General features: G+C 71.1%; 25 protein-coding genes. 5 read left to right on the top strand and 20 right to left on the bottom strand.

All coding sequences use genetic code 11. The features are described 5' to 3' along the window. Position 1 precedes the first annotated feature (1 nt). The 10 genes from LPW41_RS10240 to LPW41_RS10285 all read right to left on the bottom strand — a co-directional run bounded on the left by LPW41_RS10240 (position 2) and on the right by LPW41_RS10285 (position 7,804). The gene (locus LPW41_RS10240) at positions 2-631 is read right to left on the bottom strand and encodes a hypothetical protein (protein WP_230704741.1); all 630 of its coding nucleotides are present in this window, start codon (positions 629-631) and stop codon (positions 2-4) included. 55 nt (positions 632-686) lie between these two features. Then, positions 687-1,643 carry a tyrosine recombinase XerC gene (locus LPW41_RS10245; RefSeq protein ID WP_230704742.1) on the bottom strand — a complete coding sequence of 319 codons (957 nt, stop codon included), beginning with the start codon at positions 1,641-1,643 and terminating at the stop codon, positions 687-689. Positions 1,644-1,718: 75 nt separating this feature from the next. Beyond that, positions 1,719-2,876, bottom strand: a complete 1,158-nt coding sequence (gene dprA / locus LPW41_RS10250) for a DNA-processing protein DprA (protein ID WP_230704743.1) — start codon at positions 2,874-2,876, stop codon at positions 1,719-1,721. Further along, entirely contained in the window at positions 2,873-4,396 is a 1,524-nt protein-coding gene (locus LPW41_RS10255; RefSeq protein ID WP_154096507.1) for a YifB family Mg chelatase-like AAA ATPase, read from the bottom strand. Before LPW41_RS10255 ends, dprA begins: the two co-directional genes overlap by 4 nt. Continuing rightward, positions 4,393-4,755 carry a YraN family protein gene (locus tag LPW41_RS10260; protein ID WP_230704744.1) on the bottom strand — a complete coding sequence of 121 codons (363 nt, stop codon included), beginning with the start codon at positions 4,753-4,755 and terminating at the stop codon, positions 4,393-4,395. Before LPW41_RS10260 ends, LPW41_RS10255 begins: the two co-directional genes overlap by 4 nt. Before the next feature lie 93 nt (positions 4,756-4,848). Next, entirely contained in the window at positions 4,849-5,172 is a 324-nt protein-coding gene (locus LPW41_RS10265) for a DUF2469 family protein (RefSeq protein WP_055836674.1), read from the bottom strand. A gap of 89 nt (positions 5,173-5,261) precedes the next feature. After that, entirely contained in the window at positions 5,262-5,915 is a 654-nt protein-coding gene (locus LPW41_RS10270; RefSeq protein ID WP_154096506.1) for a ribonuclease HII, read from the bottom strand. Continuing rightward, the gene (gene lepB / locus LPW41_RS10275) at positions 5,912-6,661 is read right to left on the bottom strand and encodes a signal peptidase I (protein ID WP_144834935.1); all 750 of its coding nucleotides are present in this window, start codon (positions 6,659-6,661) and stop codon (positions 5,912-5,914) included. The genes LPW41_RS10270 and lepB overlap by 4 nt, the downstream gene beginning before the upstream one ends. A gap of 142 nt (positions 6,662-6,803) precedes the next feature. Next, the gene (gene rplS, locus LPW41_RS10280) at positions 6,804-7,151 is read right to left on the bottom strand and encodes a 50S ribosomal protein L19 (protein WP_144835051.1); all 348 of its coding nucleotides are present in this window, start codon (positions 7,149-7,151) and stop codon (positions 6,804-6,806) included. A gap of 161 nt (positions 7,152-7,312) precedes the next feature. Beyond that, the gene (locus LPW41_RS10285; protein WP_230704745.1) at positions 7,313-7,804 is read right to left on the bottom strand and encodes an MFS transporter permease; all 492 of its coding nucleotides are present in this window, start codon (positions 7,802-7,804) and stop codon (positions 7,313-7,315) included. A gap of 112 nt (positions 7,805-7,916) precedes the next feature. Between LPW41_RS10285 and map the strand changes: the two genes are divergently transcribed. Further along, complete coding sequence (map, locus tag LPW41_RS10290; RefSeq protein WP_144834933.1) at positions 7,917-8,699, top strand: type I methionyl aminopeptidase; 783 nt, start codon at positions 7,917-7,919, stop codon at positions 8,697-8,699. Positions 8,700-8,872: 173 nt separating this feature from the next. Here the strand turns inward: map and trmD are convergent, their stop codons facing one another. Genes trmD through rpsP form a run of 4 tightly spaced genes read right to left on the bottom strand, consistent with a single transcriptional unit; the run spans position 8,873 to position 10,857 of the window. Then, a complete protein-coding gene (trmD, locus tag LPW41_RS10295; RefSeq protein WP_144834931.1) occupies positions 8,873-9,562 on the bottom strand; it encodes a tRNA (guanosine(37)-N1)-methyltransferase TrmD in 690 nt (229 codons plus the stop codon). Between the two features lies 1 nt (position 9,563). Next, positions 9,564-10,208 carry a ribosome maturation factor RimM gene (gene rimM, locus LPW41_RS10300; RefSeq protein WP_144834929.1) on the bottom strand — a complete coding sequence of 215 codons (645 nt, stop codon included), beginning with the start codon at positions 10,206-10,208 and terminating at the stop codon, positions 9,564-9,566. Beyond that, on the bottom strand, positions 10,208-10,438 hold the full coding sequence (locus tag LPW41_RS10305; protein WP_144834927.1) for an RNA-binding protein: 231 nt from the start codon (positions 10,436-10,438) through the stop codon (positions 10,208-10,210). The genes rimM and LPW41_RS10305 overlap by 1 nt, the downstream gene beginning before the upstream one ends. 5 nt (positions 10,439-10,443) lie before the next feature. Continuing rightward, entirely contained in the window at positions 10,444-10,857 is a 414-nt protein-coding gene (gene rpsP / locus LPW41_RS10310) for a 30S ribosomal protein S16 (protein ID WP_144834926.1), read from the bottom strand. 233 nt (positions 10,858-11,090) lie between these two features. Between rpsP and LPW41_RS10315 the strand changes: the two genes are divergently transcribed. Both LPW41_RS10315 and LPW41_RS10320 read left to right on the top strand, forming a co-directional pair. Next, positions 11,091-12,254: a glutamate--cysteine ligase gene (locus LPW41_RS10315; RefSeq protein ID WP_230704746.1), complete on the top strand. Its 1,164-nt coding sequence runs from the start codon at positions 11,091-11,093 to the stop codon at positions 12,252-12,254. A 48-nt stretch (positions 12,255-12,302) separates the two neighbouring features. Beyond that, positions 12,303-13,034, top strand: a complete 732-nt coding sequence (locus LPW41_RS10320) for an SGNH/GDSL hydrolase family protein (protein ID WP_144834923.1) — start codon at positions 12,303-12,305, stop codon at positions 13,032-13,034. Positions 13,035-13,046: 12 nt separating this feature from the next. Here LPW41_RS10320 and ffh read toward each other — a convergent pair whose 3' ends face one another. Both ffh and LPW41_RS10330 read right to left on the bottom strand, forming a co-directional pair. After that, positions 13,047-14,591: a signal recognition particle protein gene (ffh, locus tag LPW41_RS10325; RefSeq protein WP_230704747.1), complete on the bottom strand. Its 1,545-nt coding sequence runs from the start codon at positions 14,589-14,591 to the stop codon at positions 13,047-13,049. 50 nt (positions 14,592-14,641) lie between these two features. Then, a complete protein-coding gene (locus LPW41_RS10330; protein ID WP_230704748.1) occupies positions 14,642-15,190 on the bottom strand; it encodes a TetR/AcrR family transcriptional regulator in 549 nt (182 codons plus the stop codon). Between the two features lie 25 nt (positions 15,191-15,215). Here LPW41_RS10330 and lipB point away from each other — a divergent pair, with 25 nt between their 5' ends. Both lipB and lipA read left to right on the top strand, forming a co-directional pair. After that, complete coding sequence (gene lipB, locus LPW41_RS10335) at positions 15,216-15,896, top strand: lipoyl(octanoyl) transferase LipB (RefSeq protein ID WP_269074278.1); 681 nt, start codon at positions 15,216-15,218, stop codon at positions 15,894-15,896. Then, the gene (gene lipA, locus LPW41_RS10340; RefSeq protein WP_230704750.1) at positions 15,893-16,927 is read left to right on the top strand and encodes a lipoyl synthase; all 1,035 of its coding nucleotides are present in this window, start codon (positions 15,893-15,895) and stop codon (positions 16,925-16,927) included. The genes lipB and lipA overlap by 4 nt, the downstream gene beginning before the upstream one ends. Positions 16,928-16,934: 7 nt before the next feature. Here lipA and LPW41_RS10345 read toward each other — a convergent pair whose 3' ends face one another. The 4 genes from LPW41_RS10345 to smc form a co-directional block, all read right to left on the bottom strand. Further along, positions 16,935-17,363 (bottom strand): MSMEG_6728 family protein, encoded by a 429-nt coding sequence (locus LPW41_RS10345; RefSeq protein ID WP_144834915.1) that lies wholly within the window; start codon positions 17,361-17,363, stop codon positions 16,935-16,937. 4 nt (positions 17,364-17,367) lie between these two features. Next, a complete protein-coding gene (locus tag LPW41_RS10350) occupies positions 17,368-17,868 on the bottom strand; it encodes a DUF2004 domain-containing protein (RefSeq protein ID WP_144834913.1) in 501 nt (166 codons plus the stop codon). An 84-nt stretch (positions 17,869-17,952) separates the two neighbouring features. After that, positions 17,953-18,825, bottom strand: coding sequence for a signal recognition particle-docking protein FtsY (gene ftsY / locus LPW41_RS10355; protein ID WP_154096502.1), 873 nt, complete (start codon positions 18,823-18,825; stop codon positions 17,953-17,955). A 4-nt stretch (positions 18,826-18,829) separates the two neighbouring features. Continuing rightward, positions 18,830-22,336: a chromosome segregation protein SMC gene (gene smc, locus LPW41_RS10360; RefSeq protein WP_230704751.1), complete on the bottom strand. Its 3,507-nt coding sequence runs from the start codon at positions 22,334-22,336 to the stop codon at positions 18,830-18,832. Positions 22,337-22,628: the final 292 nt, after the last annotated feature.

Raw genomic sequence — 22,628 nt, forward strand, 5'->3', positions numbered from 1 at the left:
GTCACCCGACCTGGTTGCCGCGCCCCTCGACCGTGGTGGAGCCGACTCCGCCGTCTGCGCGGACGACGTTGTCCTGACCGCGCACCGTGACCGACGAGATCGTCCCGCCCGACTGCACGGTCGTCCGGTCGCCGCTGAGGTCGGCGCTGCCGATCGCTCCGGCGGAGGTGACGGAACCGTCGTTCCCCTGCACCACGAGCGAGTCGACGGATGCGACGGTCACCCGCGCGCGATCGCCCGAGATGCGCAGGGTCTGCACCGTGGCGCCCGACGCGTCGACGGTGAGCGCCGAGCCCGAGACGTCCAGCTCGGAGCAGGTGCCGACGATCCGCACTGTCTGTTCGGCGCCCGACACGCTCTGCGAGCCGCCGTCACCGCACGAGAGGGCACCGGGGTCGTCGCTGGGTGCCGAGGGCGCGGTCGTGGGGCCAGGCGCGACGCTCGTCGACGGTGCCGGCGAGAGGGTGACGACCGAGGGCGAGGGCACCGACACGGTCGGGGCGGGGGCGGATGCCGACATGCCGGGCGGGAGGCGCGTCTCGACGGGCTGCGGGACCGGTGCGCACGCCGCGAGAGCGGCCGCCAACGCGAGGACACCTGTCAGCAGGGCGGGTGTTCGGGCTCTTCGCACTCCCCCACGCTAGGACCCGGGCGTGCGTGGCGCCACCGCGGCGCGCGGAGCCGGGTCAGGCTCGGGGGTGCGCGAGCCGGTAGGCCTCGCGCAGCCGTTCGGCCGAGACGTGGGTGTAGATCTGCGTCGTCCCGAGGCTCGCGTGTCCCAGGATCTCCTGCACCGAGCGGAGGTCCGCGCCACCGTCGAGCAGGTGGGTGGCCGCGGAGTGCCGGAGGGCGTGCGGGCCCAGCACCTCGGCTCCGACGCTCGAGGCGACGGTGGCGGAGACGAGCGCGTGCACCGCGCGCGGGCCGAGACGGCCGCCCTTCGCACCGAGGAACACGGCGCGCGGCGCTCGCTCGACGACACGGCCGCGCGAGACGGCCGGCTCGGAGGCATCGGCAGCCGCAGCCGAGGCACGCGTCAGGAGCACGGGTCGACCGCGCACGAGATAGGCCTGCAGAGCCTGTTCGGCGGGCAGGCCGAACGGGACGACCCGCTCTTTGTCGCCCTTCCCGCGCACGCGGAGGGTGCGACGCTCGTGGTCCGCGTCGTCGAGGTCGAGCCCGCAGATCTCCGACACGCGGGCGCCGGAGCCGTAGAGCACCTCGAGCACGGCGTGGTCGCGCAGAGCGAGAGGGTCACCGTCCGCGGCGCGCACGCGGGCGGCCTCGAGAACGCCGTCCAGCGCCTCCGCCGTCGCCACGGTCGGCAAGGTGCGGCCCCGCTTGGGCGTCACCAGACGCTGCGACGGGTCGAGCGCGATGATCTCCTCCTCCACCGCCCACGAGAACAGGCCGCGCACGCTCGAGGTGCGCCGCGCAGACGTCGCCTTCGACTGCCCCGCCTTGGTGGCCCGCCACTGCCACTCCCGCAGGTCGTCGACGCTCAACGACTCGATGGCACCGTCGCCCACCGCGCCGACGAGATCGGTCAGATCCGATCGGTAGGCACGGACCGTCGCGGGCGACAGCCGCCGCACCTCGGCGAGGTGGGTCAGATACCCCTCGACGGCTTCGGACAGACGCATGGCTTCAGCCTGCCCGTGCCCGCGAAACCCGTGTGCACGCCACGCGCAGAGCGGGGAAGCACGGCACGCCCCTGCTCATCGCCCCTCCCCAGCGCTCGTCGCGCGCCACAGCCCGGCGTCGTCGCGCGCGACGCGGCCCTCGAGCTCGGCGAACCCCAGCAACACGCCCGCCTCGTCGGGGGCCAGACCGCTGCGCCGAGCCACTTCGGTGGTCGACCGGGGCGAGCGTGCCGACAGCGCATCGAAGAGGCGCACGACCTCGGGAGCGGGGCGGTCGTCGGCGACCGATGGCTCACCTCTCGCGCCCAACATGTCCCAGACATCCGACGCCGAGGTGATGCAAACGCAGCCGTATTCGCGCAGAACCCGATGGCACCCGGCCGAGGCGGCGCTGGTGACCGGACCGGGCACCGCCCCGAGCGGCCGACCGAGGCTCGCCGCGTGCGCCGCGGTGTTGAGCGAGCCACTGCGCCACCCCGCCTCGACGACCACCACCGCGTCGGCCATCGCGGCGATGAGTCTGTTGCGCGCCAAAAACCTCCACTTGGTCGGCGCCGCTCCGCACGGGGTCTCGCTCCACACCGCGCCTCGGGCGGCGATCTGCCCCAGCAGGGCCTCGTGTCCGCGGGGGTACGGGCGGTCGACCCCTCCGGCCAGCACGGCGATGGTCGCTCCCCCGGCGGCCAGAGCGGCGCGATGGCACGCTCCGTCGACCCCGTACGCGGCTCCCGACACGACGGCGGCTCCCGCGGCGGCGAGATCCCCCGCGAGGTCGGCGGCGACCCCCTCGCCGTACGCTGTCGCCGCACGCGCTCCGACGAGGGCGATCGTCGGGGCGGCGGCCGTCTCGTGTCCGCCGCGACGCCAGAGCGCGAGCGGGGCATGGTCATCGAGGTCGTCGAGCCGCGTCGGCCATGCGGGATCGCCGGGGACGACGAACCGCGCCTCCGCACGTCGGGCCGATGCGAGAGCCGCCTCGATCGCCGTGGGCTGCAGACGCGGCATCCACCGCGCGCGTGCCGGGGCCAGCTCTGGCGCCTCGTCACTCGTCGCGATGCGCAGCGCCTCCCGCGCGCCATAGGTGCGGATGAGCGCGCCCGCCACCCCGTCTCCGGGTTCGACCAGCACGTTCCACACGACGCGGGCGTAGACGTCGCTCGGGTCGGTGGAGTCACCGGGCCGCACCGCCGCCAGGTCCGCGGCGGCGCGCGGCGAGGGATCGAGGGCGGTCACGTGCGGGATCCCTGCCGAAGGAAGAGCGCTCGGCCGACGTCGTCGGCACGCAGGTCGTCGTGCCCGGCGAGGTCGGCCACCGTCCACGCGACCCGGACCAGACGGTCGTAGCCGCGCAGGGTGAGGGCGCCGCGGCGCAGGGCCGTGTCGAGCGGGCGCAGCACGTCGGCCGCGGGCGCTGCGGGTCCGCGGAGCCAGGTGCCGGGCACGTCGGCGTTGCGCCGCCAGGGGGTCTGCGCCCACCGGTGCGCCGCGCGGGCGCGGGCGGATGCCACGACCTCGCGCGCCTGGGCGGTGCTGGTGGGCTGCACATCGCTGGCCTGTCGCGCCGACGACACCCGCTGCAGGCGCAGATCGATGTCGATGCGGTCGAGAAGGGGACCCGACAGTCGACGGGTGTACCGGCGGATCGCCTGCGGCGCGCACTCGCAGGATCCGCCCGCGACCCCGTACTGGCCGCACGGACACGGGTTCGTCGCGATGACGAGCTGGAACCGGGCCGGATAGGTGGCGGACACCCCCGACCGGTGCACCTGGATGACGCCGCTCTCGAGCGGTTGCCGCAGGGCGTCGAGCACGGCGGCGGAGAATTCTCCTCCTTCATCGAGGAAAAGCACGCCTTCGCTTGCACGCGCGATGGCACCCGGACGCACGATGCCCGATCCGCCCCCGATCAAGGCCGCGGCGGTCGCTCCGTGGTGCGGGCTCTCGAAGGGAGGCGTCCGAGAGAGCCGCGTCACCGTCTCGCCCGCGAGCGATCGCACCGAAGCGACCGACAGCGCCGCCTCGTCGTCGAGCGGAGGCAGGATGCCGGGCAAACGTCGGGCGAGCATCGTCTTGCCCGCACCGGGCGGACCGCTCATGAGGATGTGGTGCCCGCCCGCTGCCGCCACCACGAGCGCATCGACCGCCTCGGACTGCCCGACCACGTCGGCGAGCTCGAGCGGCGCATCGTCGGCGGCCGCGGCGGTGGGAGCATCGACGGGGGCGAGATCGGGCGCATCGCAGGATCCGCCGTGCCAGCGCACCACCTCCGCGAGGCACACCGCGGCGAAGACCTCGATGCCCTCGACCAGCCGCGCCTCCGCGGCGTTGGCGACGGGCACGACGACCCGCCGCACTCCCCCGCGGTGCGCGGCGACCACCGCCGGCAGCACGCCCGGAACGGGACGCAGCCGCCCGTCGAGACCGAGTTCGCCGAGGTGCACCGTTTGCGCGACGTGATCGGCATCCATCCGCACGCTCGTGGCGAGGGCGGCCACGGCGATCGCCACGTCGAACCCCGAGCCGCGCTTGGGCAGGCTCGCCGGTGAGAGGTTCACCGTCACACGGCGTTTGGGAAGGTCGAGGCCGCGGTTGGCGCAGGCGTTGCGCACGCGTCGGCCGGCTTCGCCGAGCGCCTTGTCGGCCAGCCCGATGATGGCGAACTCCGGCATCTGCGGCGATACGTCGGCCTCGACCTCGACGAGGTCGCCCCGCAGGCCCGAGAGGGCGATGGCCCAGGTGCGCGCGACGGTCACAGCGCGTCTTCGAGGTGCTCGAGGCGTGCCGTCGCGGGGTCTTCGCCGATGAGTCCGATCGCGTCGATGCGCAGGGCGCGCCCGCGGGCTTCGTCGGGGTGCACGGCGAGCCACGCCATGGCCAGTCGCCACAGCCGCTCGGCCTTGCGGCGGTCGATCGCCTCGAACGGGTGACCGAACGCCTCGCTGCGGCGCGTCTTCACCTCGATCACCACGAGGGTGTCGTCGCGCTCGGCGACGATGTCGATCTCGCCCTGCGGGCACCGCCAATTGCGGTCGATGATGCGGTAGCCGTCGTCGCTCAGGAAGGCGACGGCGCGCTCTTCTCCGGCTCGGCCGAGGTCGTCTTTCGCTGCCATGCCCGAGAGCGTGGCATCCGGATCATCCCTCGCGCGGGGAGGACGGCGCCATCCGTGGACAAGCCCCGCAGACGGCCCGCTGGGGAGGAGGCGTCAGTTGTCGAGCGAGAGCTCGTCGGGCAGCTGGAAGTCGTGCCGCGAAAGCTCTTCGACGTTGACGTCTTTGAAGGTCAGCACGCGCACCGACTTGACGAAGCGGTCGGCGCGGTAGATGTCCCACACCCAGACGTCGGTCATCGAGATCTCGAAGTAGAAGTCGTGCTCGGTGTCGCGACGCACGACGTTGACGTCGTTGGCGAGGTAGAACCGACGCTCGGTCTCGATCACGTAGGTGAATTGGCGCACGACATCGCGGTACTCGCGGTACAGGGCCAGTTCGAGTTCGCGGTCGTAGTCCTCGAAGACGTCGTCATCCATGGTGACTCCATCCTAGGCGCGCCCCGCCGCCACGGCCGCACGGTGACGGCGCCCCGGGCGCGTCCGAACGGCGTGGGCGCAGCGCCCGGTCAGAACAGGGTCGGCGCGGCCGCGATCGCCCACGAGTGACGGTGGTGCACGCTCATGCCGTGGGCGGCGATCGCGTCGCGGTGGTCGAGGCTGGCGTAGCCCTTGTTGCGCGCCCAGCCGTACGCGGGCAGGTCGTCGTGCAGGCCGGTCATGAGGGTGTCGCGGGCGACCTTGGCGATGACGGATGCCGCGGCGGCGCTCGCGCAGTCGCGGTCGGCCTTCACGATGGGCTGCACGCGCAGCCCGGACTCCCCCGCCGGCGTGATGTAGTCGTGGTTGCCGTCGAGGATGACGAGCGCGTCTTCGGGCACGACCCCGTGCGCGCGCAGATCGGCGATCGCGCGCACCGCGGCGAGGCCCAGGGCGCGGATGATGCCGATCTCGTCGACCTCGACCGAGCTCGCCCACCCCACGGCGCTGTGCTGCACGAAGGCGGCCGCACGCGCCGCGACCTCGGGGCGCCGCGCCTCGGGCACGAGCTTCGAGTCGCGCAGACCCGCCGGCACGCGCTTGCGCGAACGCGCGGGGTCGATCACGGCCGCCCCGACGGCCACCGGGCCGGCCAGGGCACCGCGCCCGACCTCGTCGCACGCGATGATCAGCGCGTGCTCTTTCAGCAGGCGCCGCTCGAGGGTGAGGGTGGGCTCGATCACTGCGCTCCCGGTGCGGGAACCCCCGCGAACACCTCGTGGTGGAAGTCGATCAGCCCGAACCGGTCGAACGGCCACGTGATGAGGAACGCGCGTCCGACGACGTTGTCGACCGGAACGAAGCCGCGACCGGGCTGATCCTGGTTGAAGCGGGAGTCGCGGGAGCTGTTGCGGTTGTCGCCGAGCACCCACAGCGAACCGTCCGGGACGGTGACGTCGTACGGGACGGGCGTGGGGGCGGTCGCCCCGGGCGCGAGGCGCACGTAGGGCTCGTCGATCGGCACGCCGTTGACCTCGGTCTGGCCGAGCGCGTTGCAGCACACCACGTGGTCGCCGGCGACGCCGATCACGCGCTTGATGAGGTGGTCGTCGCTGTCGGGAGCAGACAGGCCGAAGAGCGAGAGGACCCAGTCCACGCCCTCGACGAACGGCGATCGCGCCGGTGCCGGGGTCTGATCGAGCCAGCCGCCGGGATCGCGGAAGACGACGACGTCGCCGCGCGAGTACTCCCCGAAGCGGGGGGTCAGCTCGTCGACGAGGATGCGGTCCTTGATCATCAAGGTGTTTTCCATCGAGGCCGACGGGATGTAGAACGAGCGCACGACGAAGGTCTTCACCAGGAACGACACGAGCAGGGCGATCACGACGATGACCAGCAGGTCGCGGAAGAACGCACCCCATCCACGGCGCCGGGGTGCGGCGGAACGGGATGCCACGGCATCCGAGGTCGAGGCGGTCTGGTCGCTCATGTGATCCTTCACCGGGTCCACCGCCCGTCGGGGAACCGCACAGACCAGGTTCGCATATCCGAGCCGCCGCCCGTGACCGGCTCACCCGCGAAAACGCCGAACGCCCCGTGGGCGGACCCACGGGGCGTTCGAGAGAGCGGACTCAGCGGTCGCGCTTCTCCTTGATCTTGGCCTTCTTGCCACGCAGGCTGCGCAGGTAGTACAGCTTGGCGCGACGCACGTCACCGCGCGTGACGACCTCGATGTGGTCGATCACGGGGCTGTGGACCGGGAAGGTGCGCTCGACGCCGACCTGGAAGCTGACCTTGCGGACGCAGAAGGTCTCGCGCACGCCGTCGCCGGAGCGGCCGATGACGACGCCCTGGAACACCTGGATACGCGAGCGGGTGCCTTCGGTGATGTTGACGTGCACCTTGACGGTGTCGCCGGGGGCGAAGACGGGGATGTCGGAGCGCAGCGAAGCCGCGTCGACGGAGTCGAGGATCTGCATGATCATCACTTCCTGCGACCGCCACAGGTCGATCGCACGATTAAAGGGGAAAAGGTGAGGCGTGCCCGAGGCCGCGGGATGCGGCGGACTCCCCTGAGGCAGAGTCTGTCAGGGCACGATCGTCTATTCTGCCACGCCGCGACCACCCGGCCAAACCGGCCTCAGTCGGGCCGCCGCGTCTCGGACACGACGATGACCTCGCCGTCGACCGGCGCCGCCGGACGCTCGCGCACGGGCGGGATGTAGGCGGTTCCGTCGCTGGTGTGCATGACGGTCGCCACTCCGCGCGCCTCGTTCCACAGCTGGGCGAGCGACGACCAGAACAGCAGCAGAGCGCCGAGCACCGAGAGCACGAGCAGCGGGAAGAAGATCCGCGAGTCGAAGAGCCCGAGCGCCACGATCGCGACGTGCCACACGCCGATGCCGGCCGCATCACGCCACGACACGGCGCGCGACTCGCGCACGGAGGCGCGCGCCCGCACGACCAGGGTCAGGATCAGCTGCGATACGAAGACCGCGGGGGCGGCCATGAACAGCCAGAGCAGAGCCCAGCCGCTTCCGCCCGAGAACACGATCCACCCGATGAACAACCACAGCGGCAGCACGAAGGCCGCGGGGAACAGCCAGCGGAAGAAGATTCGGCGCAGCACCATGAACCGATGCTATGGCCGATCCATGTGCGGTGGCTTTGAGATGCCTCTGTCTCCGGAGCGGGTACGCGCCCCGCATCGGGGACAATGGGAGTTCGACGGAAGGAAGACCCCCATGATCGAACTGCGCACCCCGGCTGAGATCGACGCGATGCGTCCGGCCGGGCGATTCGTCGCCGAAGTGCTGGCGACCCTGCGCGACGAGACGAAGGTCGGCACCAACCTGCTGCAGCTCGACCGTCGCGCTCACGACATGATCCGCGCCGCGGGAGCCGAGTCCTGCTACATCGACTACCACCCCTCGTTCGGCGCGAGCCCCTTCGGCAAGGTGCTGTGCACCTCGATCAACGACGCGGTGCTGCACGGCCTCCCCCACGACTACGCGCTGCGCGACGGCGACCTCGTCTCGCTCGACTTCGCGGCCTCGGTCGACGGCTGGGTCGCCGACTCGGCGGTCTCGTTCGTAGTGGGCACCGCTCGCGACGAGGACCTCGCCCTCATCGACACCTCGCAGCGCGCGCTGGCCGCGGCGATCGAGGCCGCGACGGTGGGCCACAAGATCGGCGACATTTCCGCCGCGATCGCCGCCGTCGCGCACGCCGAGGGCCTCAGCATCAACACCGACTTCGGCGGACACGGCGTCGGGCGCACGATGCACGGCGACCCGCACGTCGCCAACGACGGCAAGGCCGGGCGCGGCTACCCGCTGCGCGACGGCCTCGTGCTGGCGCTCGAGCCGTGGTTCCTGCAGACCACCGACGAGCTGGTCACCGACCCCGACGGGTGGACGCTGCGCAGCGTCGACGGCTCGCGCGGAGCGCACTCCGAGCACACCGTCGCCATCACCACCGCGGGCCCGATCGTGCTGACCGATCGCTCGTTCCTCGGCGTCGACTGACGATTGTTTCCGGATGCCGCGGCCTCGGGGTCGCGGCATCCGTCATGTCCGGCCCTGCCGGTGTCGTCCGCGAGGCGCGGAGACGCTGCACCCGCGGCGCCGAACGACCGCTCGAGCGCTGTCGGACGACCGGATGCCGCGGCATCCGGAGTCGCACGCGAAGGCGGTGACGCTCAGTCGGCGAGGAGGTCGGGCCGACGCTCGCGCGTGCGCTCGATCTGCTGCTCGCGGCGCCACGAGGCCACGGCGCCGTGGTTGCCGCTCAGGAGCACCGGCGGCACCTCGCGCTCGCGCCACACGGCGGGCTTGGTGAACGACGGGTACTCGAGGAGGCCGTCTTCGTGCGACTCCTCGACGAGGCTCTCGGGGTTGCCGACCACGCCGGGCACGAGACGCCCGATGGCCTCGATCATCGCCATCACGGCGACTTCACCGCCGTTCAGCACGTAGTCGCCGAGGCTGATCAGGCGCACCTCGCCGAGCTCGGACGCGTAGTCGAACACGCGCTCGTCGATGCCCTCGTAGCGCCCACACCCGAAGACGAGGTGCGGGGCCTGAGACAGCTCGCGAGCTGTGGCCTGGGTGAAGCGCTCCCCGGCAGGAGAGGGGAAGACGATGACCGGTCGCGGGTCGACGCCGCCGGCGATGTCGTCGAGCGCGAGGCCCCACGGCTCCGGCTTCATGACCATGCCGGCTCCGCCGCCGTACGGGGTGTCGTCGACGGTTCGGTGTCGATCGTGCGTGTAGTCGCGCAGATCGTGCACGCGCACGTCGAGAAGTCCGCTCTGCCGGGCCTTGCCCAACAGCGACACCTCGAGAGCGTCGAAGATCGTCGGGAAGATCGAGACGACGTCGATGCGCACGTCAGTCCTCGCGGGAGTCGGGGTTCTCGTCGGCCTCGACCGCGGCATCCGCGGGCTCCGGCTCGTCGTCGACGTCGGCCGGGAGGTCTTCGAACAGACCGGTCGGCGGGGTGATGACGACGCGGCCGCCGGCGATGTCGACCTCGGGGACGATCGCGCTCACGAAGGGCACGAGCACCTCGCGCTCGTCGCCGGAGGGCTTGACGATCAGCAGGTCTTGAGCGGGGAAATGGTCGACCCGCACGACGCGGCCGATGACTGCGCCGTCGCGCACCACGTCGAGACCGACGAGCTGGTGGTCGTACCAGGCGTCGTCTTCGGTGGAGGCGGCCTCGGTGTCCTGGTCGATCCAGAGGATCGCCTTGACCAGCTCTTCGGCGGCGTTGCGGTCGTCGACCCCCTGGAAGAAGACCACGGGGTGGGAGTTCATCCAGCGGAACTCGCGGACCGTCAGCTCGCGGCCGTGCCACGGCGAGGACTCCGGAACCTGCAGGGTGAACGTGCTCCCGGGGGTGAAACGCCCGTCGGGATCGTCGGTGTACAGCTCGATCTTGAAGGCGCCCTTGAGGCCGTGGGCCTTGACGAGGCGTCCGACGCGGAGCTGGGTCTTGGCGGGCTGCTCGCCCGCGGTGTCGCCGGTCGACATCAGTCGTCGGCGACGTCGACGCGCACGCGACGGCCGTCGGCCAGAGCGGCCACGACCGTACGCAGTGCTTTGGCGGTGCGACCGCCGCGCCCGATCACGCGACCCCGGTCATCGGGGTGCACGCGAACCTCCAGCACGTCGCCACGCGGGGACGAGCTGGAGCGGATGGTCACGGCGTCGGGGTGATCGACGATCCCCTTGACGACGTGTTCGAGCGCGGCGGACAGCACGGGAATTACTCGGCCGAGGTCTCGGCGGCGGCGTCAGCGGGCGCCTCCGCGGGAGCGTCGGCCTTCTTCTCGGCCTTGGGCTTGACGACCGACTTCTTCGAGGCGTCGGCCTCGAACGGAGCCTTGGGCTCGCGGACCTTGACGGTCGAGACGGCGTTCTTGTCGCCCTTGAACGTGCCCCAGTCGCCCGTGAGCTTGAGGATGGCGGCGACCTGCTCGGTGGGCTGGGCGCCGACCGACAGCCAGTACTGCGCGCGCTCCGAGTCGACCTCGATGAACGAGGGCTCCTCGGTCGGGTGGTACTTGCCGATCTCCTCGATGACACGACCATCGCGCTTGGTGCGCGAGTCGGCGACGACGATGCGGTAGTAGGGCGCGCGGATCTTTCCGAGGCGCTTGAGACGGATCTTGACAGCCACGATGACTCCTGATGATGAAAAACGAACGAACCGGTCGCCTGGAGAGTGGGGTGCACACCCGGCGGAAGCTCAAAAGGGTGGACCGATACTGGATAGAGGGTCGAGTAGCGGGTCCAGCCCTCTATTCTGCCAGATCCCCGGGCCGCCGCGTGACAGGCGACGCGAAACGACACGCGCCGTCGCGCAGGGTAGCGGAGCAGCCCACCCCGCGGGCCCCGTGTCAGACTGACCGCATGAGGCTGCCGTTCGCTGCATCGACGCGCTCGTCCGTGGGGCTGGAGTGGGAGCTCATGCTCGCCGACCGTGGCACGGGCGACCTCGCACCCCGGGCCCCCGAGATCCTCGAAGAGCTCGAAGAGCGCACGGCCCTCGAGCGCTTCACCGTCACCGGAGAGCTGCTGACCAACACCGTCGAGGTGACCAGCGGCGTCGGACACACCGTCGCGGAGGCCGTCGACGACATCGCCGACGCCATCGGCGCGCTGCGCGAAGAGACCGAGCCGCGCGGCGTCGAACTGCTCTGCGCCGGCAGTCACCCGTTCGCGCAGTGGTACGACCAGCAGGTCACCGACAAGACGCGCTACCACACGCTCATCGAGCGCACCCAGTGGTGGGGGCGCAACATGATGATCTGGGGCATCCACGTGCACATCGGCGTCGACGACGTCGAGAAGGTCGTGCCGATCGTCAACGCGCTCACCGTCTTCCTCCCCCACCTGCAGGCACTGTCGGCGTCGAGCCCGTTCTGGGCGGGTGAGCGCACGGGGTACGCCTCGAACCGCGCTCTGGTGTTCCAGCAGCTGCCGACCGCGGGTCTCCCCTGGCAGCTCGAGACCTGGGGCGACTTCGAGGACTACCTCGACGACATGGTCCGCACCGGGGTGATGGCGGATGCCAGCGAGGTGCGGTGGGACATCCGTCCGGCGCCCAAGTGGGGCACCGTCGAGATCCGCGCGTGCGACGGCATGTCGACCCTGCCGGAACTGGCCGCGGTGGCCGCCCTCGCGCAGACGCTCGTGGAGCACTTCTCGCGCTTGATCGACGACGGCAAGCCGCTGCCGGGGATTCCGGCCTGGTACGCCCGCGAGAACAAGTGGCGCGCGGCGCGCTACGGCCTCGATGCGCGCGTGATCGTCGACCGCGAAGGCACGCAGCGTCCGGTGGTGGAGCACCTCCGCGAGACCATGGAGGAGCTGGCCGGCGTGGCCCTGGAGCTGCACTGCGCGAAGGAGTTCGCGAGCCTCGAGACCATCCTCGCCACGGGCGGCAGCTCGGCGCGTCAGATCGCGGTGGCCGAGGCCGCCGACGGCGATCTGCGCGAGGTCGTTCAGCACCTGATCCGCGAGTTCCGTGGCGGTCCCACGCTGCGCGAACACCTCGCGGCCTTGCGTGTCTGAGAAGCGACTCCGCGCTGGTTCATAGGCGCGCGCTCCTAGGATCGCCCCATGGTCTCCGCGCGCCCCCGGTCGACGCCGTCGCTGGTCGTCGTCGCGGTGGGCCTCGTGCTGGCCCTCAGCGCGTGCGCGCCCGAGCCCACGGCATCCGCCCCCTCTCCGACCTTCGCGGCTCCCGAGCTGGAGGCGTCGGCGAGCCCGGCGCCGTCTCCTGACTCGACGCGGCCGCTGCGGGTCGTCACGATCGGCGATTCGCTCATGTCCGGATACAACCTGCCGCCCGAAGAGGCATGGCCGGTGCTGCTCGGCGATCGCGCGCATCTCGCGCTGACCAACCTCGCCTGCCCCGGCATGGGCTTCGTCGTGCAGGGCGGGTGCGGAACGACCTACGCCGGATTCGTGCCCGCGGTGGCGGCTCTGCAGCCCCAGTTGGTGATCGTGGAGTCCTCGAGCAACGATTTCTGGGAGGACGGCGACGAGATCCGCAGCGACACCTCCGACACCGTGTCGCAGATCCACGACGCCGCCCCCGACGCGCGCATCGTCGGGTTGAGCACGATCTGGAACGACGACCCCGACGTGCCCGACGACACCGCCGTCACCTCCGACGCCCTGCGCGACGCCGTCGACGAGGTCGGGGGAACGTTCGTCGACGTCGGTCAGCCGCTTGTGGGCCACCCCGAGTGGATGCAGGACGACGACGTGCACCCGACCGCCCGCGGTCAGCGGGCGATCGAGCAGACGGTCATGTCGGCGTTGCAGGACGCCGACGTGCTGCCGTAGAAGAGCCGGGGCTCAGCCGCGGCCGAGCATCTTCTGCAGCTCGGCGAGATCGGCCTCGCTCGGCGCCTTCTGCCCGCCCAGGCCGAAGCCCGAGCCGGTGGCGGGGGCGGATGCCGCGATGCCGGCGTTCTCTGCGGCGCGCTTGGCCGGGTTGCCCGAACGCGAGCCCTTGGCCTTCTGCTGCTTGCCGCGCTTGGACGAGGCGCCGGGCTTGCCGCCGACGGGGCCCATGCCGGGGATGTTGGGCACACCGCCGCGCGCGACGGTCTTCATCATCTTGGCGGCCTGGTCGAAGCGCTGCACGAGCTGGTTGACGTCGGTGACGGTCATGCCCGAACCGCGCGCGATGCGCAGGCGGCGGGAGCCGTTGAGGATCTTGGGGTTGCGACGCTCGACGAGGGTCATCGATCGGATGATCGCCTCGGTGCGGTCGATCTCGCGCTCGTCGAAGTCTTCGAGCTGTTGCTTCATGTTTCCCATGCCCGGGAGCATCCCGAGCATCTTCTTCATGGAGCCCATCTTCTTCATCTGCTGCATCTGCTCGAGGAAGTCCTCGAGGGTGAAGGTCTCGGTCGCGAGCTTCTCGGCGACCTTCATCGCCTCGGCCTCGTCGAAGGCCGACTGCGCCTGCTCGATCAGGGTGAGGATGTCACCGAGGTCGAGGATGCGGGATGCCATGCGATCGGGGTGGAAGGGCTCGACGTCGTCGAGGCCCTCACCGGTCGACGCGAAGATGATGGGGCGGCCGGTGACCGAGGCGACCGAGAGGGCGGCTCCACCGCGGGCGTCACCGTCGAGCTTCGACAGCACGACACCAGTGAAGTCGACGCCGTCCTGGAACGCTTTGGCGGTGTTGACCGCGTCTTGACCGATCATCGCGTCGATGACGAACAGCACCTCGTCGGGCTCGGTGGCCTTGCGGATGTCGGACGCCTGCTTCATGAGCTCGGCGTCGACGCCCAGGCGACCGGCGGTGTCGATGATGACGATGTCGTGCTGCTGACGCGTGGCGTAGGCGACGCCGTCGCGGGCGACCTTCACCGGGTCGCCGACCCCGTTGCCGGGCTCGGGCGCGAAGATCGCGGCGCCGGCGCGCTCGGCGACGACCTGCAGCTGGTTGACGGCGTTCGGGCGCTGGAGGTCGCACGCCACGAGAAGCGGGGTGTGGCCGTCTTTCTCGAGCATCTTCGCGAGCTTGCCCGCGAAGGTGGTCTTACCCGAGCCCTGGAGCCCGGCGAGCATGATGACCGTGGGCGGGTTCTTGGCGAACTGCAGGCGACGCTGCTGACCGCCCAGGATGCCGATGAGCTCGTCGTTGACGATCTGCACGACCTGCTGCGCGGGGTTGAGCGCGCGGTTGACCTCGTCGCCCAGGGCGCGCTCGCGCACCGCGGCGGTGAACTCCTTGACCACGGGCAGCGCGACGTCGGCGTCGAGGAGGGCACGGCGGATCTCGCGCACCGTCCCGTCGACGTCGGCGGGCGTGAGCTGGCCCTTCTTCCGGAGAGTGCGGAAGGTCTCTGTGAGCCGGTCGGAGAGGGTGCCGAAAGTCGCCATGATGAGACAAGTTTACGCGGGCCGGGCCGCAGCCGTCGCCCGCCTCGCGCTCAGGCCGCGGAGAGCGCCTCGGCGAGGGTGTCGGCGAGGGACCGACCGGCCGCGGTGCGGTCGGCCCAGGCCCACACCGCCGCGAGCACGGCGGCCGAGAGCGCACCGGCGCGCACCTGGGCGGCGAGCGGGGCCGCGCCGTCGTGCGCCAGGCGCGAGGCGACCTCGCGCTGCAGTCGGAACTGCCGCACGGCGCGGTCGCGGTCGAGCTCGGCGGCGATGCCCATCGCGTCGGCGTTCGTGATCGCGAGGGCGAGCGCATCGGGGGCGAGCCCCCGGCCGATCGCCGACAGGGCGTCGGCGACGGGTGCCCCCTCGCGCAGCAGCGCGATCCCTGCATCCGCCTGCTTGTCGAAACCCGACCACAGCACGTCGCTCTTCGCCGAGAAATAGTTGAAGAAGCTCGAGCGGCTCACCCCGGCCCGACGCGTGATGTCGGACACGCTTGTGGCGTCGTAGCCCTGCTCGAGGAACAGCTCGCACGCGGCCTCCGCCAGCACCTCGCGCGAGGAGGCGCGGGGGCGTCCGCTGCGAGGTTCGGTGGTCACGCCAGCCAGCCTAGGCGTCGGGTCGATGTGTATTGTTAGACGCAATCCAACAAGGCGGGAGTCGTCGATGATCGACATCCAGCGGGCGGGCCTCGCCCCGCACTACGTGCCCTATCTCGACGGCTGGGCGCACCAACGCCGCGTGCACGCCGACGTCGTCGCGCACGAGCGAGGCGACACCCTTCTGCTCCTCGAGCACGAGGCCGTGTACACCGCCGGCAAGCGCACCGAAGCGCACGAGCGACCCGACGACGGCACCCCGGTGGTCGACGTCGACCGCGGGGGCAAGATCACCTGGCACGGTCCGGGCCAGCTCGTCGGCTACCCGATCGTGCGCCTCCCCGAACCGATCGACGTCGTCGCGCACGTGCGCCGCTTGGAGGGCCTGCTGATCGACGCTCTCTCCGTTCACGGCGTCGATGGCTTCCGCGTCGAGGGGCGCAGCGGCGTCTGGGTCCGACGCCCCCTCGGCGTCGACAAGGTCGCGGCGATCGGAGTCCGCGTCGAAAAAGAAGTCACCATGCACGGCTTCGCCGTCAACTGCGACAACACCCTCGCGGGTTTCCGGCACATCGTGCCGTGTGGGATCTCGGATGCCGGGGTGACCACGGTCAGCGAGGTCGTCGGGGCCGACGTCTCCCCCGCCGACCTCGTCGACGCGATCGAACGCGTGTTCCGTGCCGAGTACGCGGCGGTGGCCGCATGAGCGCCTGCGGAACCGGTCACGCCGGAGCGCCGGCATCCACCGCCCCCAACGGACGCAAGCTGTTGCGCCTCGAGGTGCGCAACGCCGAGACGCCGATCGAGCGCAAACCCGAGTGGATCAAGACCAAGGCGAAGATGGGGCCGGAGTACACCGCCCTGCAGAAGCTCGTGAAGAGCGAGGATCTGCACACCGTGTGCCAGGAGGCCGGCTGCCCCAACATCTTCGAGTGCTGGGAGGACCGCGAGGCGACCTTCCTCATCGGCGGCTCGCAGTGCACGCGCCGCTGCGACTTCTGCCAGATCGACACCGGTAAGCCCGCCGACTACGACCGCGACGAGCCCCGTCGCGTCGCCGAGAGCGTCACCCGGATGCAGCTGCGCTACGCCACCGTCACCGGCGTCGCCCGCGACGACCTGCCGGATGAGGGGGCGTGGCTGCACGCCGAGACGGTGCGCCGCATCCACGCCGACAACCCGGGCACCGGCGTCGAGATCCTCGCGACCGACTTCTCGGGCAACCCGGCGCACCTCGAAGAGGTCTTCTCCTCGCGGCCCGAGGTCTTCGCGCACAACGTCGAGACCGTGCCCCGCATCTTCAAGCGCATCCGTCCCGCCTTCCGCTACGAGCGCTCCCTCGGAGTGCTGACCGCGGCGCGCGAGGCCGGACTCATCACCAAGTCGAACCTCATCCTCGGCATGGGCGAGGAGCCCGAAGAGGTCGTCCAGGCGCTCGAAGACCTGCACGCGGCGGGCACCGACATCATCACGATCACGCAGTATCTGCGCCCGACCCCGCGGCACCTCCCCGTGCAGCGCTGGGTGAAGCCGGCCGAGTTCGTGGAGTTCAAGGAGAAGGCCGAACGCATCGGCTTCCTCGGCGTGCTCGCCGGCCCCTTGGTGCGCTCGTCGTACCGCGCCGGGCGCCTGTGGGCGCAGTCGATGGTGTCGAAGGGCCGCGAGATCCCGCCTCACCTCGCGCACCTCGCGAAGGACATCGCCTCCGCCGACGCGGGGTTCGCCCAGGCGGTGTGAGTGCGCCTCAGACCGGCCAGACGTAGGGCAGATCGTCGGGGACGTCGCCGAACCGAGGGACGTAGAACTCCGGGTCCTTGCGGACGAGATTCGAGCGGTGCGCGAGGTGGAACGCCTCGTCGCCGACCCACGGCGGGAGGTCGAGTTCGTTCTGCGCCAGGCCGTCGACCTCGGGCGCGAACACGCGGATCTTGGCGCGCACGGTGTCGGCGCGGCCCTGGGCGATCCACTCGTCCGTCATGACGAGGCCGTACGAGACGAGCGCCGGCAGGTGGCCGTCCCACATCTTCGCGGCGGGGTGGTGGCGCCAGCCGTGGTCGGGCACCGTCAACGCGCGCAACAGCTGGAACGTCTCGACGCGCTGCTTGCCCAGCCGCTTGAGATCGAGAACGGCCGCGGATGCCGTGAACGAGGGGTACGGCAGAAAGGTCTGCACGCCGTCAGTCGGCGCTGGTGACCGACTGCACCCGCCCGTCGGAGGCGAGGTTCACCAGCAGCACGTCGTCGGTGGCGTCGGGATCGAGCGCGTACTCGAGGACCGCGAAGGGGTCGGCCCCGCCGTGCTCGTCGGCGAGGATCGTCATGCTCATCAGCTGCAGGGCCTTGATCACGTCGATATGCGTGTCGCCCGTGACGTCGGTGAGCAGGTCTTCGATCTCTTCGCCGAAGGTCGCCTGCTGCTGGAGGATGTACTCCGTCACCTCGCTGGTGCGGTCGTCGAGCTCGTTGACCATGGCGTTGCGTGCGGCGAGGTCGATCGCCTCGAGGGACGAGACCATGGATGCCGCGACGTCGAGTGCCTCGACCGAGACGTCGTCCTGGTCGGGAGCGGTCAGGTCGACCGTGACACTCTGATCGCCGAACTCGACGTTCTCACTCCAGAAGATCGACCCGTCGGGGCCCGACTCGAGGAGTCCGAAGAAGTCGTGCTCGATGGCCATGACTCCATGTAAGCAGTCCGTCCCCTCTTCGGGAAGACGACCCGCCCGCACCCGCGCATGCGATAGGGCACGGCGGCTCCGCCGTCAGTCAACGAGCGACGAGGCGAACACGTGCGGGGTGAAACCCGTGAGGTCGTTGATGCCCTCGCCCTGGCCCAGGAGCTTGACGGGGATGCCGGTGAGCTCCTGTACCGCGAGCACGAACCCGCCCTTGGCCGAGCCGTCGAGCTTGGTGAGCACGAGACCGGTGACGCCGGCGCTGTCGAGGAAGGCCTGGGCCTGCATGAGACCGTTCTGGCCGGTCGTCGCGTCGAGCACGAGAAGGACCTCGCTGATGGGGGCCTGCTTCTCGATGACGCGCTTGATCTTGCCGAGCTCGTCCATGAGGCCGCCCTTGGTGTGCAGGCGACCGGCGGTGTCGACGAGCACGATCTCGGTACCGGTCTCTTTGGCGTGCGCCACGGTCTGGAAGGCGACGGATGCCGGATCCTGGCCCTCGTGCTGGGGCCGGACGATGGTCGCTCCCCCGCGCTCGGCCCAGGTGGCGAGCTGGTCGACGGCCGCCGCGCGGAAAGTGTCGGCGGCGCCGACGACGACGGTGCGGCCGTAACGCTGCAGGAACTTGGCGAACTTGCCGATCGTGGTGGTCTTGCCCACGCCGTTGACGCCGACCACGAGCACGACGGCGGGACGCTCGGTGAGCCGCAGCGTCGTGTCGAACTTGGCGAAATGCTCTTCGAGCGTCTCCTTCAGCATGCGCTGCAGGTCGCGCGGATCCGTGGTGCGGTAGCGCTCGACCTTCTCGCGCAGCTCGTCGACGAGCCGCTCCGTGACGTCGGGGCCGAAGTCGGCGGTCAGCAGGGCCGTCTCGAGGTCTTCCCACGTCGTCTCGTCGATGGTGGGTTTGACGAACAGCCCGCGCAGCGCGCGGCCCAACGACCAGGAGTTCTCAGCCATTGCTTCAGCTTACGGGCGCGGGTCGGGCGGCGCGGTCGCCCACGCGCTGGCCCACGACGGCCGAGACGCCGTCCTGCCGCATCGACACCCCGTACAGCGCGTCGGCGATCTCCATCGTGCGCTTCTGGTGGGTGATGACGATGAGCTGGCTGCTCGCGCGGAGCTTCTCGAACACGCCCAGCAGGCGCCCGAGGTTGGCGTCGTCGAGCGCCGCCTCGACCTCGTCGAGGATGTAGAAGGGGCTCGGGCGCGCCGTGAAGATCGAGGTCAGGAAGGCCACCGCCGCCAGCGAGCGCTCGCCGCCCGACAGCAGCGACAGACGCTCGATCTTCTTGCCCACCGGTCGCACCGACACCTCGATGCCGGTCGTCAGCGGATTCTCGGGGTCGGTCAGGGCGATGCTGCCGGTTCCGCCCGGGAAGAGGATCGGGAAGATCTCGGTGAACGCCGCGCGCGTGTCCTCGAACGCTGCGACGAAGATCGTCTGCATGCGTTCGTCGAGCTCGGCGATGATCGTCTGCAGGTCGGCGCGGGTCTGCTGCAGGTCGGCGAGCTGCTCGGTGAGGAAGGCGTGGCGCTGCTCGAGGGCGGCGAACTCCTCCAGGGCCAGCGGATTCACCCGGCCCAACTGCGACAGCTTGCGCTCGGCATCCTGCAGTCGACGTTTCTGCGCCGCCCGCTCGAACGGGACGCTCTGGCCCTCCGTCTCGGTGGGGATGAGCTGGTCAGGGCCGTATTCCGAAACGAGAATGTGCTCGTCGAGCGCGAGTTCCGACTGCGCGCGCTCGAGCAGGCTCGTCACGTGGAGCTTCTTCTCGTGCATCTGCAGCTCGAGGCCGTGCACGCTCTCGGTCAGTCGCGCGAGTCGCTCGCGCACCACCGTCTCGTCGGCCCGCGCGCGGGACAACTCGGCGGTGACCGCGGTGCGCGCCGCCTCGGCCGCGGCGAGCTCGACGCGCGCCTGACTCACCGACCGGTCGATCGCGTCGAGCAGCGCCGGCAGCTGCCCCGCGACCTCGGCGGCGACCTCGCGCTGAGCACGGCGGATCACCGCCCGGCGAGCGGCCTCTTCGGCCGCCGACCGCTCCCGCTCCCGCTGCTGCTCGAGCTGCACGATGCGCGCCTCACCGGCCCGCACGCGTTCCTTGAGCGTCTCGATGTCGAGGCGCGCCCGCATCTCGCCCTCGCGAGCCGCGTCGACGGCGGCGGCCATCCCCTCGCGCGCCGACGCATCGAGCAGAGGGCGCGGCGCCTCGAGCGCCCGGGCGAGGGCCTCGTCGGCTCGGCGGGCGGCGTCCTCGGCCTCGGCGACGGCCGTCTCGGTCTGCGCCAGCCCCGCGGCCAGTCGTTCGCACTCCGCGACGGCGGCTTCGTGACGCACCGTCACGCGGTTGACCTCCTCGGCGTGAGCCGCCAGCGCGGCGTCGTGCTCGCGCAGGTGGGCAAGCGCATCCTTCGTCTTCTGGCGCGCCTCGGTCAGCACGCGCTGCTCGTCGGCGAGGGCCTCTCGCAGCGAATCGGCCACGACGACGATCTCGGCCAGACGCTCGGCGGCGCCATCGCGCTCGGCGGCGAGTTCCAGCCGCGATCGGCCCGCACCCGAGCCGGCGCGCACGGTGTGCGCGGTGAGCAGCTCCCCCGCCCGGGTGACCAGCGTCACTCCGGGCTCGAGAGACGACTGCGCCGCGCGCGCGGCCTCGAGGTCGTCGACGATCACCACGCGCGAGAGGATCCCGCGCACGCCCGACGACGCGGTGACGACGTCGACGGCCGGCGTCCCCCCGGCGACGCGCGCGGGCTGCGCCTCCGCGGCATCCGCGATCGCGATGTCGACGACGCCCAGATCCGCCTCGCTCGCGGTCTGCGCCGCCGCGAAGGCCGCCGCGGCGTCGTCGACCAGCAGACCCTCGGCGAGGCCGCCGAGCGCCGCGGCGATCGCCGCCTCGTAGCCCGCGGTGACCTTCACGTCGTCTCCGACGAGACCCCGGATGCCGCGACCCCCGGCGGCGATGAGGTCCGCGGCCGCATTGCGCACGTCGAGGGCGCGGCCGAGAGCCGTCGTCTGCGCCTCGAGGGCATCGCGTTCGCGTTCGGCGGCGTGCAGGCGCTCGCGCAGCCCCGCCACGCGCGTCTCGACGTCGTTCGCCTCGCGCTGCGCACGCTCGTAGGCCGCAGCGTGTTCGGCGCTGGCCGCCTCGGGGGCGATGTCGGGATCGAGCCCCGCGCGCGCCTCCTCGGCCTCGGCACGACGGAGCAGCGCGGCGTCGAGGGCCCGCTGCTGTCGATCGACGCCCGCGCGCACGGCGGTGAGGGCCGAGTTCGCGGCATCCGCCGCACCGCGCAGGCTCGTCAGGCGCATGTCGTGCTCCGACACGAGGGCGCTCTGGGCGGCGATGTCGACGTCGAGCGCGTCGAGCTCGGCGCGCGCTCGCGCGACTCCGCGGGCGGCCTGCGACGCGGCATCCTGAGCATCGCCCAGGCCCGCGGCGATGTCGTCGATCTCGGCCCGGACGTCGTCGATCATCGACTGCGTGACGGTGGGCGCGAACCCTCCTCCGCCGTCACCGTCGTCGGTGAGCAGCGCGAGACGCTGACCGGCGAGCGTGTACAGCCCGCGCACGCGCTCCTGCACCTGCTCGAGGGCGAAGGCCACGCTGCGGGCACGGTCGACGGCCTCGGAACGCTGGTCGTTCTCGAGGCGCTCCACCCGGCCGCGGAGCCCTTCGGCCTGCTCCTGCAGGCCGAGTCGCTCGGTGTGCCGCTCGCTCTCGGCCCGCGCCGCGTCGGCGAGCTGGGTGCGCAGCAGCACGAGCTCGTCGGCGTAGAGTCGCGCCTTCGCGTCACGCACGACGGCGGCGATGGTCGCCGCCTCGCGCGCGATCTCGGCCTGCTTGCCGAGGGGCTTGAGCTGGCGCCGCAGCTCTCCGGCGAGATCGCTGAGACGGGTGAGGTTCGTCTCCATCGCCTCGAGCTTGCGCACGGTCTTCTCTTTGCGGCGGCGATGCTTCAGGATGCCGGCGGCCTCTTCGATGAACCCCCGTCGGTCCTCGGCCGTCGCCTGCAGCACCGTGTCGAGACGGCCCTGCCCGATGATGACGTGCATCTCGCGGCCGAGGCCGGAATCGCTGAGCAGCTCCTGCACGTCGAGCAGGCGGCACGTCTGACCGTTGATCGCGTACTCGCTCGCGCCGGTGCGGAAGAGCGTGCGGCTGATGGTGACTTCGCTGTAGTCGATCGGCAGGGCGCCGTCGGCGTTGTCGATCGTGAGCTGCACCTCGGCCCGGCCGAGGGGGCCGCGGGTCGAGGTGCCGGCGAAGATGACGTCTTCCATCTTGCCGCCGCGCAGGGTCTTCGCCCCCTGCTCGCCCATCACCCACGCGAGCGCGTCGACCACGTTGGACTTGCCCGAGCCGTTGGGACCGACGATGCACGTGACCCCGGGTTCGAGGGCGAAGGTCGTCGACTGGGCGAACGACTTGAAGCCGCGGAGGGTCAGGCTCTTCAGATGCACGTCACCCTCCCTCGATCGACCCGGCGTCTCACGCTAACCGAAAGGCGCGGAATTCCGCGGCGCCGGGCCGGTCAGTGCCTGGCGACGCGCCCGGGGACTAGCCATTTCTGGACGAGAGCTTGACATCGGCTGAGAGCCTTCGCTAGCGTCGGGGGTCGCAACCGACGTCGAAAGGAGGTCCTCCCATGATTCGCACCAACACCGGCTTCACCGCCACCGGCTTCATCGCCGTCCCCGTGCTCTCCGCACCCGTCACCGGAGTGACCACCGCCGTCGGCATGCCCTCTCGTCT

This window comes from Microbacterium sp. JC 701 (assembly GCF_021026215.1).
GTDB classification, from domain to species: Bacteria; Actinomycetota; Actinomycetes; order Actinomycetales; family Microbacteriaceae; genus Microbacterium; species Microbacterium algihabitans.

Coding starts and splice junctions, on each gene's coding strand:
- LPW41_RS10245 (WP_230704742.1), bottom strand. CDS start 1,643: ATGCGTCTGTCCGAAGCCGTCGAGGGGTATCTGACCCACCTCGCCGAG.
- LPW41_RS10260 (WP_230704744.1), bottom strand. CDS start 4,755: ATGGCAGCGAAAGACGACCTCGGCCGAGCCGGAGAAGAGCGCGCCGTC.
- LPW41_RS10265 (WP_055836674.1), bottom strand. CDS start 5,172: ATGGATGACGACGTCTTCGAGGACTACGACCGCGAACTCGAACTGGCC.
- lepB (WP_144834935.1), bottom strand. CDS start 6,661: ATGAGCGACCAGACCGCCTCGACCTCGGATGCCGTGGCATCCCGTTCC.
- rplS (WP_144835051.1), bottom strand. CDS start 7,151: ATGCAGATCCTCGACTCCGTCGACGCGGCTTCGCTGCGCTCCGACATC.
- LPW41_RS10285 (WP_230704745.1), bottom strand. CDS start 7,804: ATGGTGCTGCGCCGAATCTTCTTCCGCTGGCTGTTCCCCGCGGCCTTC.
- map (WP_144834933.1), top strand. CDS start 7,917: ATGATCGAACTGCGCACCCCGGCTGAGATCGACGCGATGCGTCCGGCC.
- rimM (WP_144834929.1), bottom strand. CDS start 10,208: ATGTCGACCGGCGACACCGCGGGCGAGCAGCCCGCCAAGACCCAGCTC.
- LPW41_RS10315 (WP_230704746.1), top strand. CDS start 11,091: ATGAGGCTGCCGTTCGCTGCATCGACGCGCTCGTCCGTGGGGCTGGAG.
- LPW41_RS10320 (WP_144834923.1), top strand. CDS start 12,303: ATGGTCTCCGCGCGCCCCCGGTCGACGCCGTCGCTGGTCGTCGTCGCG.
- ffh (WP_230704747.1), bottom strand. CDS start 14,591: ATGGCGACTTTCGGCACCCTCTCCGACCGGCTCACAGAGACCTTCCGC.
- lipB (WP_269074278.1), top strand. CDS start 15,216: ATGTGTATTGTTAGACGCAATCCAACAAGGCGGGAGTCGTCGATGATC.
- lipA (WP_230704750.1), top strand. CDS start 15,893: ATGAGCGCCTGCGGAACCGGTCACGCCGGAGCGCCGGCATCCACCGCC.
- LPW41_RS10350 (WP_144834913.1), bottom strand. CDS start 17,868: ATGGCCATCGAGCACGACTTCTTCGGACTCCTCGAGTCGGGCCCCGAC.
- ftsY (WP_154096502.1), bottom strand. CDS start 18,825: ATGGCTGAGAACTCCTGGTCGTTGGGCCGCGCGCTGCGCGGGCTGTTC.